The following is a 15,818-nucleotide window of genomic DNA, read 5'->3' on the forward strand; positions in this document are numbered from 1 at the left end:
AAAATAACGATATGAAAAGAAATATATTCTATGGCTGTATGCTCCTTGCTTCAGCCCTTACGCTACAAGCATGTAGTGATATTCTCGACGAAGACCCAAAAGGTAAGCATACCCCTGGTAATTTCTTCGCTTCACAAAACGACCTTGATGAAAGTCTATATGCCCTCTATGAGCAGGTGAATCATACTCAAAACTACACCAATCCAGGCTATCCTCAATGGCAAGGTGACGATATTACGGCTAATCCAGGCTCTAATAAGCAGGCTTGTGCAGAGATAGATAAGTTCCAAGTGTCCGATAACAACAAGGGGGTAAGGGATGCTTGGAGACTGCATTATAATCTCATTCAGGCAGCTAACTACATCATTGACAATGCAGAGAAGACGCCTGTTGCTAAAGAGAACATCGACCTTGCCATCGCCCAAGCACGTTTCTGGCGTGCATACGCATACTATTATCTTGTGCGTGTGTTCGGTCCTCTTCCCATCAATCTACACAATGAAGATGACAACGGAACAACTAAGTTAACTGATGTTCAGGGCGTCTATGACCTCATCGTATCGGATCTGGAGGCTGTTGATGCTGTCAATCTGCCAACACATTACACATCAGCTCCAGCCCAACTCTTCGGTGTTGACGTCTATGTAACACAACAGGCGGTGAAGTCAACACTATCCGCAGTCTACATGTCAATGGCTGGTTATCCTCTAAACAAGGGTCAGGAATATTATGCGAAGGCTGCAGAAAAGGCAAAGGAGGTTATTGATGGTGTGAACAGCGGCAAGTATAACGCTACTATGGATGCTGATTGGCGTAACGTCTATTCGTATGGTAACAACTACAACAAGGAGACTATACTTGGAATCAACTTCTCCCCGACAAAGAATTGGTCAACTGATTCAGAGTTCTCAAGCTGTTGTTTCTTTGAAAGTCTCGGTGGATGGGGCGATGCATGGGGTGAGATTAAGTTCTGGAAAGACTTCCCTGATGGTCCACGTAAGCGTGCCATCTATGATCCACAAATACGTTTAAAGGATGGAACGCTCGTTGATTGGTGGGCACTTGCTGGTAGCGGTAAGCCTATTGTGGCAGAGCGTCACCCAATGTTCTCCATCTTTACCATCAATGCAGACGATAATGGCAAGGAGATTAAAGCACCTTACGACTACACCAAGAAGCCTTACAAGGGTATGTGTACCGACACTCGCCATCAACTCATACGCTATCCAGAGGTATTACTATGGTATGCAGAGAGTGCAGCACGCAGTGGTGGCAACCTCGCACTGGCTAAGGAATGTTTGAAGAAAGTGCGTGCTCGCGCTGTTGATGGGGCTGCGGCAACAATCGTTGATGGTGTTGCTATTGATGCTATGACCCCTAACCAGCTTGCAGAAGCTGCCTTTAAAGAGCATGGATGGGAAGTTGCTGGTAACTGGGTTGCCCTTGCTACACGCCGAAGTGATGAGTTGCGTATGAACATTCTACGTAATAACTTCGAGTATCGCAAGGCTAACGCACCACTCACAGTAGCCGCTGGGTTCGTTGCAACAGAGAGTGTTCCAGTCACAGGAACATGGAATGATAACATGAACTACTTGCCTTATCCAGGTACAGAAGTTGAGAAAAATCCAAACTTGAAGCGATAAGTTATTCATTTATTAAACCTATCCTGCTCACCTATTGCTTACTCTTCAAAAGAGTTTGCGATAGGTGGGCTTTCTATATTATAGCGATTATAACTACTCAAAGCAATGAGTGAAACACATTGTCACTACTATAACTTAATAAGAGTAATCCCCCTGATTATCTGCTTCGAAAGTATAGCTTACCAAGGCAGATACCATAACAAACCGACCAAAGAGACTTGTACAGAGATAAGTAAATACACCCAATGGTTTCAGTACTACCATTGTCTTAACGAATCGAATCTAGAGTTTGTTTCACAAGAAACGCCCCTCTCCATTCGAGAAAGGCGTTTCTTCATATCGAAGAGGGCATTTCCTTGTATCAAAGAAACGTCCCCTTCGTTTTTGACTAATACTATTCTATCCTCTATTCATTTGGAAGAAGGGAGAGAAGAAGGTTTTAATAAAAGAAAACGTAACCATATCCTGCGATACACATAAGATATGATTACGTTACTCTTTACCGAATAGCTTTGCGGAAGTAGAGGGATTCAAACCCCCGATACACCTATGGGCGTATACCGGATTTCGAGTCCAGCGCATTCGGTCACTCTGCCATACTTCCTTACTAAATGCAGTGCAAAAGTAAGCATTTATGATGTAAACAACAAATTATCAAAGGGTGAATTTCGCTCTAACTGATAATTAATAAAACAATGATGTACGCTCTAATCTAATGTTCAACTCCTATTGTCTATTATAGCTCAACACCCTCTTGCTGTGCTCGCTTACGCTGGTCTAACAGCTGGAAGTCCTTCTTTTGTAGCACGAAGTCTGTACCCAGATACTTCTCCTTAACAATCTTATTGGCGGCTAACTCTTCTGGTGTCCCCTTGAAAAGGATGCGTCCTTCAAACAAGAGATAAGCTCGATCGGTGATATTCAACGTCTCGTGCACATTGTGGTCGGTGATAAGAATACCGATATTACGGAACTTCAATCGCCAAACAATATGCTGAATATCCTCAACAGCGATAGGGTCTACACCCGCAAAAGGCTCATCCAGCATGATAAACTTTGGATCAATAGCCAGACAACGAGCAATCTCACAGCGACGACGCTCACCTCCAGAAAGACGGTCACCAAGGTTTTTACGCACCTTCTCGAGGCGGAACTCACGGATAAGACTTTCCATTTTATCAATGCGTTCCTGCTTATTTAACTTCGTCATCTCTAATACACTCATGATGTTGTCTTCGACACTCATCTTGCGAAAGACACTTGCTTCCTGTGGAAGATAGCCTATACCCGCACGCGCACGCTTATAGACAGGATAATTAGTAATCTCTTGGTCGTCAATATAAACATGACCTTCGTTAGGAACAACAAGTCCTGTTGTCATATAGAAAGATGTTGTTTTTCCTGCACCATTCGGTCCGAGCAACCCGACAATCTCCCCTTGTCGCACACTAATACTCACACCATTTGCCACAGTACGCTTTCCGTACCGCTTTACCAACTTGTCCGTATGCAGGATACTCCCTTCTTCTTCTGGACGCACAACTATATTATCTGTCTCTGACATAGCTATTCTTTTCTTTCGAGTTTGCTGTTATCTTGCCTCTCCTTATAGTTTGCAAATGTAGCAAAATATTAATAAAACAACAAACAACAAGGCTATATAGCACCTTGTTGTTTGTGTTTTTTAAGAGACAAAGAGTCACATCCGAGTATTACTTAACTAGTTTCAGAACCTTACCAGACGCTGAACGAACAATATAAACACCATGTTTCAATTCTATATTTGATGGTGTACTTCCAGTCCAAATAGTCTTTCCATTCACATCAAAAACCATAACCTGTTGTGGTGTGGCTGTCTCTATACGACAACCATCATCGGTCTTTATCACATGTAAAGCAGCATCCGAAGCCGTAACAGAAGTGATACCATTAGGGATGGCTTTGAGTTTTATCATATAAGTCCCAAGTGTATTGCTGCTCTTCTTACCGATACCAGGGAAACCAGGGTTCGACATCTTGCAATAAACACGCACAATATCATCCTCCGACAAAGACTTATCAAAAGTAAATACACCAAGTATATTGGTCAACTTGTTAGCAGGAACAGGCTCATAAGCAGCCGCTTCATTACGTTTATACATCCATGTGAACTCTGTTCGTTCGGCTGCTGTTGAGATACCACGAGCAGACAGAAGGTAAGAAAGGTTTACTGTTAACCCGTTTACTTTATCTTGAGGAACAAGGTAAGCAGTCTGTCCACTGTATCGGAAGTTCTCGATTGGTGAATCCTGAATATAGCGGTCGGGGATTTGATCAAAAGCCAGTGCATTTCCTCGAACATCAAGCATTTGCAATTTACGAAGAGCCTTCGCTCCATTAATCTCACGAAGAACTTTCTTAGGATTAGCGAATACAAGGGTTTCTAAGTTAAGGTTATTGCTTACATCGAGCTTGCTAATAGACGCCCCCGTAACCCCTAACTGCTTTAGATTCTTTGCGTCTTGATTATTCAACTGGCGCAATGATCCTTGTCCAAGAAGGGTTGGAGATGCCTGCACCGACACAAGGTTATCACTCTTAGGAAGTACTATCTCACCAACACCACTAGCACTCAAGGTCAATACTTCAAGGTTAGGACATAAAGAGACATCCACCTTGTCGTGCGCAGTAAGGTCTACATAATCAACATTCAAATCACGAAGAGTATTTGACTTCACCTCTACCACACCATTTACTTCACGCCTCTGTACAATCCGTAAAGTCATTAGTTTGTCGGCAGCAATAGTAAAGGTACGCTCGGAAGTAGAAAGAGTTACGAATTGGTACTCTACCTTTGTGAAGGTTCCATCAGTATTTGAAGGAAAAGATTTAACGCCTTCATCTGATCCAAAATCACAGACGACGGGAGCATTAGCAAGCGTACGCACTGCAAACGAAACCGAGGCGGTATTAGCCTTCACACTGATTACTACCTTCTCATTAGGAATAGTTTGAGCTCTTGAAATTGTCACACAGCATAAGAATAAAGCTGAAATAAGTAATTGTTTCATCATACACATTTGTTTTAATATAGCGTAAAAGGAACGCTAGTGAGTTATTTAAATAAATAAAGAAAGCAAATAGATGACACTTTGAATATGTGGCAATCATTTTGCAATATTCGTTATTTTATTTGAAATATGCAAACAAAATTGTGCCAAACTGATAGTTAATAAGGAAAATAAATATTGCTCTTATATATATACGAAGCCATTAACACATTGAATAGAGATCATTTATTGTCAGCACACCCCTCCCCTCTTGCCTTTCATCAGACATTTTATTCATGCACTATAATTCACAAGAACCACACAAGAAAGATTATTAAATAATGTCTTTCCTGCCTATATCTGTGATTATTTGCCTACTTTTGTAGCCACAAAACTAAATAAGAGAATCATGCTTATCATTAAGTGGCTGAATACATTCGGTAATTATCTTATGCTGATGGGACGCTCATTAAGTCGCCCGGAACGCATGAGGATGTTTTTTAAAAGATATCTTAAAGAGATGTCACAACTAGGTGTCGATTCTATAGGAATCGTGTTGCTCATCTCGTTCTTTATAGGAGCTGTGATTTGTATTCAGATAAAACTCAACGTACAAAGTGCTTGGATGCCTCATTGGGTATCTGGTTATGTAACGCGCGAGATTATGCTCTTGGAGTTCTCGAGTAGTATCATGTGTTTGATATTATCGGGTAAGGTTGGCTCAAATATAGCCTCTGAGCTTGGCACCATGCGTGTGACTCAGCAAATAGACGCCCTTGAGATTATGGGAATCAACTCCGCCAGCTATCTGATATTACCAAAGATTCTCGGTTTGATGACCATCATGCCATTCCTCGTAATATTCTCTGCTGCAACGGGTATCATCGGAGCTTATGCCACAGCCTACTTCGCACATATCATCACACCAGTAGATCTCACCGCTGGATTGCAGCATGATTTTAATCCGTGGTTTATGTGGATGAGTATTATTAAGGGCTTCTTCTTTGCCTTCATTATCTCAAGTGTATCGTCTTACATGGGCTACACCGTGAAGGGCGGAAGTGTCGAAGTGGGCAAAGCATCCACTGATGCCGTAGTCTGCTCTAGCGTTTTGATTCTCTTTAGCGATGTGTTCCTAACGCAGATGTTGAGTTAGAAAAAGACTTCCCACAGCCCTTCCAAGGAAGGGAGTATCTAACGAAAGCTAGTTAGAAACGGCAGGGAAAACTTTTCATATAGTATCATTAAGAATAAGAAAACTAACAATTCTCCCACATCCCACTCTTAGTATATGGGACTCCCCTCCTTTCGGAGGGGCTGGAGGAGGCTCCTCTACTATGATTGAAGTAAAACATCTATTCAAGTCATTCGGTGACAAAGAAGTGCTGAAGGACATTAATACAGTCTTTGAAGATGGTAAGACGAATCTCATCATCGGACAAAGTGGTGCGGGAAAGACCGTGCTCATGCGCTCTCTGACGGGACTCATAGAACCCACAAAGGGCGAAGTCTTATATGACGGACGCAACTTTGTGAATATGACAAAGAAGGAGAAGATACTCATGAGGCGTGAGATGGGTATGATATTCCAGGGTGCTGCGCTCTTTGACTCGCTCACCGTGCTAGAGAATGTACGCTTCCCACTAGATATGTTCTCGGATATGTCGGCTACTGAACGCGACAAAAGGGCACTAGAATGTCTAGAGAGAGTGAATCTATCAGGCGCAGAACAGAAGTTTCCGGGTGAAATCTCAGGAGGTATGCAGAAGCGTGTTGCCATAGCAAGAGCCATCGTTATGAACCCGAAATACCTCTTCTGTGATGAGCCGAACTCTGGACTCGACCCTAAGACTTCCCTTGTCATAGACGAACTATTAACGAGTATCACTCGAGAGTTTAATATGACGACCATCATCAACACGCATGATATGAACTCCGTGATGGGTATTGGCGAGAATATAGTATTCATTGCAGACGGTAGGAAGGAGTGGCAAGGCGATAAAGATTCTGTCATCTCATCACATAATAAGAAACTGAACGACCTTGTCTTCGCATCGGATCTCTTCAAGAAGGTGAAGAGCATTGAGCTATCCGCAGAGTAAATAGCACTTCATAGGATTATATAGGAGGGCAGCACCTACCCAAAGTTCGCTGGCGGGCATAGCCTTCTAAAAGAAGAAATAACATCAATAACCCATCCGAAAGGATAAGCAGGGAAAACGAAATACGCGCGTATTGCCTTTCGTTTTCCCTGTTTTTCGTTTGTCTCCTGGCGTATTTTACACTAGTCTCTAGCCTATTCGCCATCATTCGCCAGCGTATCTCTTATTGCTTACAAGCCTATCCCACATTGTTTTCTAACGCATTCCGCATTAGTTCCCAACCTATTCCGCATTGTTTTCCTGCGTGTTCTGCATTGTTTTTGAACGTATCTAATCGTATTATCTAAGTGTGATAAAGTTTTATCACGCTTAGATAATTAATTATCAAACTTAGATAATACTTTATCACACTTAGATAATATAAAAACATACGTGTTCCACAAATGCGAGATACGCACGCAAATAAAATAAGATACGTATGAATTGAATACGAAATCAGCATAGGATCGCAAGAACATAGGCGTCTAACGCAGACAAAAAGTGGATATTGCTGTGCGAAATCTAGGGTAAAATCAGGATGAGGCAAGTGTGTTAGGGAGTCACCACCCGTATGAAGGAGCATAAAAAAGAGGATATACTTGCCAGTATATCCTCATTTATAAGATAATAAGACGATTATCTAAGAATCCATTTCCCACGCTCTTTCACCATCGGCACAACCACTTGTTCTGTGGTTTTGTCACCATAATGGAAGAGGAGGAATACGCTAGCTGTGTTATCCTTAGCAGAGAAGTTGGATGCACCTAAGGATATGGAATCGATACCATGATGCAGACTATCTTGCTGAGTCACAAACTGCTTAAGATTGAGCAATAGCTGCTTTCTGTAGCCATCAGGCAGGTTATTGGTGCGATTCTCATTATTGAGGAACGCCTCGTAATCGCCTTTTAGGAGTTGCTCATAATAGTCTTTTGCCGCTTTGGCTGCTAGCTTTCCTTGATCAATATCCTGTTTCTTCCCGCCGCAAGCTGCTAATAGTAACGTTACGACAATGAGAAGACATGATGAAACCTGCTTCATTGACATAGACTACTTATCATTACTTTTGACGAATAAATACATTTATGGGGCAACCATGTAGGTTCCAATTCTCACGTAACTTATTTTCTAAGAATCGACGATATTGCTCCTTAACATATTGTGGGAGATTCGCATAGAAGACAAAGGATGGGATTTGCGTGTTCGGCAGTTGTGAACAATACTTTATCTTGATATACTTACCCTTGACTGACTGCGGTGGAGTAGCCTCAATGATAGGCAACATGACCTCATTCAATTTGGTTGTACCTATGTGAGCCTTACGATTCTGATACACCTCCTTAGCGGTCTCTAACACCTTAAAGATGCGCTGCTTGGTGAGAGCTGATGCGAAGATAATTGGGAAGTCAACGAATGGTGCCATACGACTACGGATTGCATTGACGAAGGTGTCGATAACCTTTTGGTTCTTATCTGGCACCAAGTCCCACTTATTGACCACAACAACCAAACTCTTATTATTACGCTGGATCAGTTGGAAGATATTCATGTCTTGCGACTCAATACCACGTGTGGCATCCAACATAAGAATACATACATCGGCATTCTCAATGCTTCGGATGGAACGCATTACGCTATAGAACTCTAGGTCTTCTGTTACCTTATTCTTACGACGGATACCCGCAGTATCTACAAGATAGAAGTCGAAACCGAACTTTGTATAGCGTGTATAAATACTATCACGTGTGGTTCCTGCTATCTCTGTCACAATGTTACGATCCTCACCAATGAAGGCATTAATGATACTTGACTTGCCTGCATTAGGTCGACCAACGACGGCGAAACGTGGGATGTCCTGATCGATTGTCTCGTCTGGTGCGTCTTTTAACTTCTCAAGAAGTGTGTCTAGCAAGTCGCCTGTACCGCCACCTGTTGCGGCACTAATACATATAGGATCACCTAGACCGAGCTTGTAAAACTCAGCAGCCTGGTAATATTCGCCGCTATTATCCACCTTATTAGCAACGAGCAATACGGGAAGTTTCGTGCGACGAAGAATCATTGCAACATCTTCATCCCAATCAGTAACACCCGTCTCAGTATCCACTAAGAACAGGACGAGGTCGGCCTCTTCCGTAGCAACGAGTACTTGCTTACGGATTGCATCCTCAAATACATCATCCGATTTAACAACCCATCCGCCCGTATCAACAACGGAAAACTCGCGTCCATTCCACTGACACTTACCATACTGACGGTCGCGTGTTGTGCCTGCCGTGTCGCTCACAATAGCATGACGAGTTTGAGTCAAACGATTAAAAAGAGTGGACTTACCAACGTTAGGGCGTCCCACAATAGCTACTAAATTTGCCATTAATATTGGTCTTTTCCCTCCTCATAACTCAGCTCTAACACTGATAAATAAATTATGAAAAGGCGCCGGATGTGGTCAGGCATCCGATGAATATTTGCCGAGGATGACCATTCCCCAGCCCTCACATTGTGTGAGAGTGTACCCTACTAAGCAGTCAGGGCGATTGTCTTCTTATTGTCAAAGGGGGGCTATTAGCCTAATTGAGCCTATTAGCCTAATTGGGTCTATTAGCCTTATTAGACTGATTAGCTCAATAACCTTATTCCCCCATCTCTCCCCCTTCCACAGGAGTTAGAGGGGGCTTTTACTCTGGATTATAACCAAAGTTATTCAATTCCTTCTGAGAGTTACGCCAATCCTTATCAACCTTAACAAAGGTTTCTAGGAATACTTTCTTATCAAAGAAACGCTCGAGACTCTTTCGTGCTTCTGTTGAGACTTTCTTCAGTGCCATACCCTGATGACCGATGATTATACCCTTCTGACTGCTACGTTCCACATAAATGATAGCATTGATATGAATCTGTCGATCGTCTTCCTTAAAACGCTCAACAACAACCTCAACAGAGTAAGGTACCTCCTTATCATAGTAACGGAGTATCTTCTCACGGATAATCTCCGACACAAAGAATCGGGCTGGCTTGTCCGTTAATTGGTCTTTGTCAAAAAACGCAGGACTATCTGGTAACAACTCATGAATACGCTTCATTAAGATGTCTGTACCAAACTTATTCTTTGCAGAAATAGGGAGTATTTCAGCATTCGGGAGTAACTTATGCCACCGCCCCACGAGGTCGCCAAGTTTCTTCTGGTCGCTCTCATCGATCTTGTTAATAAGCAGAATGACAGGGATTGTCATCTTTGAGACTTTCTCCAGGAAGTCCATATTCTTCTCTGGGTCTTCAACAACATCTGTCACATAGAGTAGGATGTCAGCGTCAGCTAAGGCTGATTCAGAAAACTGAAGCATCATCTCCTGCATCTTATAATTTGGCTTCAATACACCTGGCGTATCAGAGAACACAATCTGAGAATCATCCGTATTAACAATTCCCATAATGCGGTGACGTGTTGTCTGTGCCTTAAAGGTAGCAATACTAAGTTTCTCACCAACGAGCTGATTCATTAGTGTGCTCTTACCAACGTTCGGGTTGCCAACAATGTTTACGAATCCTGCTTTGTGCATAATTGATATCTACCTCCTTTCTATGGGATAGTTGCGAAATATTTCATTAATATGCGAGGCTTTTAAAAGTAGAGAGTACATTAGGATTAACGCTCTTCACTCCCTAAGCCCATTAACTCCTAAAAAAAACGCATCAATCTTATAGGAAAAGAAAGATGCGTTTTTATTATATGATAACTTAGAGTCTTATTTCTTAACCGCTGCTGAATTTCCGTCGTATGCCCACTTATAATAAGAAGCACCATTTACGAAACCAGCTCCGAATGCCGTAAAGATGATGTTATCACCTTTCTTTAGCTGTGACTCAAAATCCCAAAGAACGAGAGGCATGCAGGCTGCACTGGTATTACCATATCGCTGGATATTTACCAATACCTTCTCCATTGGAACGCCAATACGCTTTGCGACTGCTTCTATGATTCGTAAGTTAGCTTGATGACAAACAACGTAATCAACGTCATTCTGTGTCAAACCATTACGCTCAAGCAATGCTGCACAATCATCACCCATTGCTGTTACAGCATAGCGGAAAACTGTGCGACCTTCTTGATAGGTATAATGCAAACGATGGTCTACCGTAAAACGAGATGAAGGACATACAGAACCGCCTGCCTTAACATGCAAGAAAGGAAGTCCCTTACCATCTGTGCGATGATAAGAATCTATCAAACCGATTCCCTCCTCTTCTGTACCTTCAACCATAACAGCACCCGCACCATCACCGAAAAGCGGACATGTCGCACGATCACGATAATCAGTAATTGACGACATCTTATCTGCACCAATAACGATAATACGCTTATGGCGACCGCTTTGAATCATGTTGCAGGCTACATCAAATGCATACATGAAACCACAGCAAGCTGCAGCAAAGTCAAATGCGAAAGCATTCTTCAAACCTAACTTACCTAATACAATTGATGCTGTAGAAGGATGAGGATAATCAGGGGTCGTAGTGGCTACAATAACAGCATCAATGCTGTCTGGATCTGCACCAGTCTTCTTCATCAGAAGCTTAGCAGCCTTTCGAGCCATATAAGAAGTACCAAGTCCCTCCTCTGTCAGGATTCTGCGCTCCTTAATACCAGTACGTGTGGTAATCCACTCATCATTGGTATCTACCATGCGCGACAATTCCTCATTGTTGAGGACATAGTCTGGCACGTAACCTGCGACACCCGTTATGATCGCATTGATTTTACTCATATTTATTCAGCTGTTTCCTTTACGACAGCAACTTTACCACGATAGTAACCACAAGTAGGGCAAACTGTGTGGTAAACATAATAAGCACCACAATTAGGGCATACTGCCAATGTAGGAGCTACTGCCTTATCGTGAGTTCTTCTCTTGAGTGTACGAGTCTTTGACTGTCTTCTTTTTGGATGTGCCATAATTCTTTAAACGTTTAATATATTATTCTTTCAATTTTAATAGAGCTTCCCAGCGCGGATCCATTGGTGTGTCGTCTTCCTCCTGACCACTTCGGGTGGCAGAGTACTCTTCAAGAGTACGTATCATGGCAGGGTTGCATTTTCCAGGTGCATGCACATGCCTGATAGGGATTGCGAGAGCTATGAATTCGTAGAGGTACCATGTAATATCGAGTATTCCTTCGTCCTCGGCCACCATTACAAGGTCTTCCTCTTCTGAGTTTTCTGTTCCTAATTTCACTTCGAGACGTTGTGTTGTCTCTATGGGCTGCTCCATTAAGTCAAGACAGATATCACATGGAACCATTACCACGCCTGTCTCATGGAAGTCCAGGGTAAAGAAATCATTTCCTGTACGCATAATATCCAATAAAACACGCACTTTCCCCTGACTCACTTCAGGAGCTTCAACTGCCTTAAAGTAAGTGTCATCAAGGTCAAACTCAAGGTGATTAGCACCTTCATTAAGACCTTTCAAGTCGATTTTAAGGGTTTCTAAGTCCATAATCAGGTTGCAAAGTTACGAATATTTTTCTGATTATAAGCAAATTATAAGTAAAAAAGTAAACGTAGATAAGAGTAACGCCTCATAGAAAGGATATACACTTTATCGCTAATATCTAGCTATAATAGCATTATAGAAGTCACACGTCTAAATATTAAAAGAGGATTTCCTAATCCTTCTTCAATTCAATTCTAAACGTAGTTCCTTTCCCTAACTCCGAGCTTTTCACAAAGATCTTACCATGATGATAATCTTCAACTATACGTTTAGCAAGACTTAATCCAAGTCCCCAACCGCGCTGTTTTGTTGTAAAACCTGGACGGAATACATTCTTAATATTCTTTTTCTTTATACCTTTACCAGTATCTGAAATTTCAACAACAACTTTATTATCAAGTTGTTCAAGATGAAGGACTATTTGTCCACATTCTCCTCCCATCGCATCCACAGCATTCTTACAAAGATTCTCTATGACCCATTCAAATAACGAAGCATTCATTTTTATTATAATATCTTCGTCAGGTAAATCTGCTATCATCTGTATTTTCTTAGAAGTGCGACGATCCATATAGTCAACTACATGGTCTAAGACCTCATTCATACTAGCTGGGACAGGTTCTGGAATAGAACCTATCTTAGAAAAGCGATCTGCAACAAGCTGTAACCTCTGCACGTCCTTATCTAATTCTGGAAGTAATTTATCATTAGGATATGATTCCTTCAAAATAGCTAACCACGCCATTAAAGAGGATATAGGAGTACCCAACTGATGGGCTGTTTCCTTACTTAAACCCACCCAAACCTTATTCTGTTCAGCTCTTTTAGATGTCAATAACGCAAAGATAGCAACTACAACAAAAAGCATTACAACACCTAACTGAATATAAGGATAAATAGCTATTCGTCTCAACATGAGTGATTCATCATAGCAAACTTCTATATAATCATTATGATTATTTGCCAATGGTATTCGAATAACTTGCCCCGCGGCCTTCATCTGCTGTGCTACTTTATTTACATATTTCACACTATCAGATTTATTACTAGCACTGATTTTCACATTTCGATACTCCGTGACCATACCATCCTTGCCCAGAACAACCACAGGTATCGTATTATTCTCATCTAAAACTTTTAATACTAAACTCAGGTCAGCACTATCATCGGCTTCACTCAATGTCCTCATAGCTTCAGCCCAAACCTCCATCTTACTTCTTTCTTGTTGCGCCAAATCACGTATCAAAGAATGTGAGATAAGCAAAGAGGCAACAGCAATAAAAATTGCTGCCAAAACTAATAATATCTTTACCTGTCTGATCCTATCTGTCCATTGCATACTTTAATAACGAGAAGATCTCATAATTATTACTTCCAAAAGCTCATGAAAAAGGATCAAATTGAAACGATAAGATTCATTGAGTATCATTTTCTTCTCTCCATTTAATCCCAACCAGCAAACTCCACTTTCAATATCTTTTTCAAAGTAACGAGCTTGGGTATATCTAAATATGCTGGATTTATAAGATAACTACTCATCTTCTAAGTTATCACCCGATTTTACCATTGTTTCATACTCATGATAAACTCTCTCACATAACTTCTTATAGTCTGGAAGATTTAAGTAATTATTCTCCTCAAGATAAGCCCTAAAAGCGCCTTCATAATAAAGCTCATGACCCAATACCGATGTCCAATTTTGTCTGCCTTTAGCGCCTAACTGATAAAGATAATAACTAATATAAGCTACTATTTGAAATCGTTCTTGCTTCGTGAAAGCACTCACCCACTCAGGTTGTTCGTCTTCAGTCATCAACACGAATTGGGATAAATATGACTGAAGAAGATTTCCCCACACAAAATAACGTACATCATTAACAGGTTGGTTGAGGATAGTTTTCAACAATCCTTCTCGAATCCCAACAGATGAATGTTTCGTATTCTTACAAGCAAAGGTATTTTCAAACATATAGACTTCCTTTTCCTCTTTGTATTTCGATAACATTTCATTCATTACAAGTCTGTTAATATCCTCATTCTTATCGTATCCATAATTATAAAATAAGTTCGTGAGAAACTCTACATCATGTTTCTTTAACCATTGAAAAGCTATCTTATTATCGTGAAAGATAAACTCATTCTCATAGAAATACTTATCTTCTACGAGATTAAGAACTAATTTCCCATGCCTCACTTTCGCTTTATATAACTTATCAGAGCCTTCATCTGTCACCCCTTCGATACGGACTGCATCTTCAATGACAGGAGACACACTCATAAGATAGTTATACTTTGGAATATAAATAAGGCACTTCCAAAAGTAATTAGGCTGATCAAAGAAGTCACATTGCATACTCTTAGCTTGTAACATACGCTCTGCATAGTTACCACCCTTAAAGATAAACTTTCTAAACTGCAACTTTCCTAAAGAAGAATTACTCTGGGTTACATCAATATTGAAATACTTTAAGATCGCATTTCGCGCTGACTCATCATCAACTGGGCAGAAGCCTCTCTGGCGAAGTGCAGCGTTCAGCAATTCAACAGCAACATCAGTATATTCAACTTGAGCTTTATTCGGAAAAGAGAGAATCCCACCATCTGACACTTCCTTCAAATCCAAATAATAAGACCTAATTTGCTTGTCATACATTTGAAGTATATCTTTCGATACTATTAGGGACTTTGGGGTAGTTTTCCTAACCATTACCTCCTGCTTAGGTATACCACTACTAAACAACATTGCAGCAAGTAATAAAATTAAAGACATACTCGATCTCCATTTCATTGCTTTAAACTCCATAACTAAATCCAACACTAGGTTTTCCATCTAAAGATACCACTTCTGACTATAGAACAACTTTTGATACAAATGTAAGGATTAACTAGAAATCTTACAAATGTTTACTTACTTCTTTTTCATAAAACGCACGAACCATCTTACGTCTAAAGTCCTTCCACAAATAAAATTTATAAATAAAGGCTATAACATATATACAATTCAATTCTAAGCTCTCTAGGAAACTAATATTTCCACCTTTTACAATCTACAAGGCACTCAAAAAAAATGTCGCAAATTCTTCCCAATTTAATTACAAACAGAAATCAGTATGTCATAGAAATACTTATACTTTTTTCCTATCATAAAGCTCTATGAGTACAAGATTATCAGAGAAAAATCCACATTAGTAACATTGCCGAATTATACTAGGCGGAGAACAGAAATATAATTCATACCCTACGAATCATACGCCTGTAGCCTATAACTAGATAAAAGGTACTATCGTTTTAAACAAAAAGTACTATCGTTTCACTAAAAACGGAGGTACGATTTATCGAAAACGGAGGTACGTTTCACTAAAAACGGAGGTACGTTTTATTAAAAACGGAGGTATGTTTTATAAAAAACGGAGGTACGATTTATCGAAAACGGAGATACGATTGGTAGAAATCACTAAAACAATATTGAGGCTCATTTGTAGTATTTCTGCAATTACTCTCCATCAG

14 protein-coding genes and 1 tRNA gene are annotated in these 15,818 nt (G+C 40.7%); 3 read left to right on the forward strand and 12 right to left on the reverse strand.

Annotated elements, in window-relative coordinates; all coding sequences use genetic code 11:
- Nucleotides 1–11: 11 nt before the first annotated feature.
- A complete protein-coding gene (locus F0475_RS11410; protein WP_155716730.1) occupies nucleotides 12–1,646 on the forward strand; it encodes a RagB/SusD family nutrient uptake outer membrane protein in 1,635 nt (544 codons plus the stop codon).
- A gap of 135 nt (nucleotides 1,647–1,781) precedes the next feature.
- Here F0475_RS11410 and F0475_RS11950 read toward each other — a convergent pair whose 3' ends face one another.
- From F0475_RS11950 to F0475_RS11425, 4 genes are all read right to left on the reverse strand, one after another.
- The gene (locus F0475_RS11950) at nucleotides 1,782–1,910 is read right to left on the reverse strand and encodes a hypothetical protein (RefSeq protein WP_262885105.1); all 129 of its coding nucleotides are present in this window, start codon (nucleotides 1,908–1,910) and stop codon (nucleotides 1,782–1,784) included.
- A 251-nt stretch (nucleotides 1,911–2,161) separates the two neighbouring features.
- Nucleotides 2,162–2,250 (reverse strand) — tRNA-Ser (locus tag F0475_RS11415).
- Between the two features lie 132 nt (nucleotides 2,251–2,382).
- Complete coding sequence (lptB, locus tag F0475_RS11420) at nucleotides 2,383–3,210, reverse strand: LPS export ABC transporter ATP-binding protein (protein ID WP_009434464.1); 828 nt, start codon at nucleotides 3,208–3,210, stop codon at nucleotides 2,383–2,385.
- Nucleotides 3,211–3,358: 148 nt separating this feature from the next.
- Complete coding sequence (locus F0475_RS11425) at nucleotides 3,359–4,699, reverse strand: hypothetical protein (protein ID WP_155716731.1); 1,341 nt, start codon at nucleotides 4,697–4,699, stop codon at nucleotides 3,359–3,361.
- A 385-nt stretch (nucleotides 4,700–5,084) separates the two neighbouring features.
- Between F0475_RS11425 and F0475_RS11430 the strand changes: the two genes are divergently transcribed.
- Entirely contained in the window at nucleotides 5,085–5,831 is a 747-nt protein-coding gene (locus tag F0475_RS11430; RefSeq protein ID WP_004381600.1) for an MlaE family ABC transporter permease, read from the forward strand.
- A gap of 181 nt (nucleotides 5,832–6,012) precedes the next feature.
- Nucleotides 6,013–6,777, forward strand: coding sequence for an ABC transporter ATP-binding protein (locus tag F0475_RS11435; protein ID WP_009434461.1), 765 nt, complete (start codon nucleotides 6,013–6,015; stop codon nucleotides 6,775–6,777).
- Nucleotides 6,778–7,452: 675 nt separating this feature from the next.
- On the opposite strand, the gene F0475_RS11440 is transcribed toward F0475_RS11435, so the two are convergent.
- The 8 genes from F0475_RS11440 to F0475_RS11475 form a co-directional block, all read right to left on the reverse strand.
- The gene (locus F0475_RS11440; protein ID WP_155716732.1) at nucleotides 7,453–7,863 is read right to left on the reverse strand and encodes a hypothetical protein; all 411 of its coding nucleotides are present in this window, start codon (nucleotides 7,861–7,863) and stop codon (nucleotides 7,453–7,455) included.
- Between the two features lie 13 nt (nucleotides 7,864–7,876).
- Nucleotides 7,877–9,190: a ribosome biogenesis GTPase Der gene (gene der / locus F0475_RS11445; protein WP_009434470.1), complete on the reverse strand. Its 1,314-nt coding sequence runs from the start codon at nucleotides 9,188–9,190 to the stop codon at nucleotides 7,877–7,879.
- 304 nt (nucleotides 9,191–9,494) lie between these two features.
- On the reverse strand, nucleotides 9,495–10,376 hold the full coding sequence (gene era, locus F0475_RS11450; protein ID WP_155716733.1) for a GTPase Era: 882 nt from the start codon (nucleotides 10,374–10,376) through the stop codon (nucleotides 9,495–9,497).
- Between the two features lie 186 nt (nucleotides 10,377–10,562).
- Nucleotides 10,563–11,582, reverse strand: coding sequence for a beta-ketoacyl-ACP synthase III (locus F0475_RS11455; RefSeq protein WP_155716734.1), 1,020 nt, complete (start codon nucleotides 11,580–11,582; stop codon nucleotides 10,563–10,565).
- Nucleotides 11,583–11,584: 2 nt separating this feature from the next.
- Nucleotides 11,585–11,770, reverse strand: coding sequence for a 50S ribosomal protein L32 (gene rpmF / locus F0475_RS11460; RefSeq protein WP_004382259.1), 186 nt, complete (start codon nucleotides 11,768–11,770; stop codon nucleotides 11,585–11,587).
- 22 nt (nucleotides 11,771–11,792) lie between these two features.
- Nucleotides 11,793–12,314, reverse strand: coding sequence for a YceD family protein (locus F0475_RS11465; RefSeq protein ID WP_009434456.1), 522 nt, complete (start codon nucleotides 12,312–12,314; stop codon nucleotides 11,793–11,795).
- 169 nt (nucleotides 12,315–12,483) lie between these two features.
- Nucleotides 12,484–13,650: a sensor histidine kinase gene (locus F0475_RS11470; protein WP_155716735.1), complete on the reverse strand. Its 1,167-nt coding sequence runs from the start codon at nucleotides 13,648–13,650 to the stop codon at nucleotides 12,484–12,486.
- A gap of 192 nt (nucleotides 13,651–13,842) precedes the next feature.
- Entirely contained in the window at nucleotides 13,843–15,081 is a 1,239-nt protein-coding gene (locus F0475_RS11475) for a hypothetical protein (protein ID WP_234423007.1), read from the reverse strand.
- Between the last annotated feature and the right edge of the window lie 737 nt (nucleotides 15,082–15,818).

This window comes from Prevotella vespertina, assembly GCF_009728485.1.
GTDB classification, from domain to species: Bacteria; Bacteroidota; Bacteroidia; order Bacteroidales; family Bacteroidaceae; genus Prevotella; species Prevotella vespertina.

Excerpts from the sequence above, each read along its gene's own strand:
- F0475_RS11410 (WP_155716730.1), top strand. The coding sequence starts at position 12 with ATGAAAAGAAATATATTCTATGGCTGTATGCTCCTTGCTTCAGCCCTT.
- F0475_RS11950 (WP_262885105.1), bottom strand. The coding sequence starts at position 1,910 with ATGGTAGTACTGAAACCATTGGGTGTATTTACTTATCTCTGTACAAGT.
- lptB (WP_009434464.1), bottom strand. The coding sequence starts at position 3,210 with ATGTCAGAGACAGATAATATAGTTGTGCGTCCAGAAGAAGAAGGGAGT.
- F0475_RS11425 (WP_155716731.1), bottom strand. The coding sequence starts at position 4,699 with ATGATGAAACAATTACTTATTTCAGCTTTATTCTTATGCTGTGTGACA.
- F0475_RS11430 (WP_004381600.1), top strand. The coding sequence starts at position 5,085 with ATGCTTATCATTAAGTGGCTGAATACATTCGGTAATTATCTTATGCTG.
- F0475_RS11435 (WP_009434461.1), top strand. The coding sequence starts at position 6,013 with ATGATTGAAGTAAAACATCTATTCAAGTCATTCGGTGACAAAGAAGTG.
- F0475_RS11440 (WP_155716732.1), bottom strand. The coding sequence starts at position 7,863 with ATGTCAATGAAGCAGGTTTCATCATGTCTTCTCATTGTCGTAACGTTA.
- der (WP_009434470.1), bottom strand. The coding sequence starts at position 9,190 with ATGGCAAATTTAGTAGCTATTGTGGGACGCCCTAACGTTGGTAAGTCC.
- era (WP_155716733.1), bottom strand. The coding sequence starts at position 10,376 with ATGCACAAAGCAGGATTCGTAAACATTGTTGGCAACCCGAACGTTGGT.
- F0475_RS11455 (WP_155716734.1), bottom strand. The coding sequence starts at position 11,582 with ATGAGTAAAATCAATGCGATCATAACGGGTGTCGCAGGTTACGTGCCA.
- rpmF (WP_004382259.1), bottom strand. The coding sequence starts at position 11,770 with ATGGCACATCCAAAAAGAAGACAGTCAAAGACTCGTACACTCAAGAGA.
- F0475_RS11465 (WP_009434456.1), bottom strand. The coding sequence starts at position 12,314 with ATGGACTTAGAAACCCTTAAAATCGACTTGAAAGGTCTTAATGAAGGT.
- F0475_RS11470 (WP_155716735.1), bottom strand. The coding sequence starts at position 13,650 with ATGCAATGGACAGATAGGATCAGACAGGTAAAGATATTATTAGTTTTG.
- F0475_RS11475 (WP_234423007.1), bottom strand. The coding sequence starts at position 15,081 with ATGTCTTTAATTTTATTACTTGCTGCAATGTTGTTTAGTAGTGGTATA.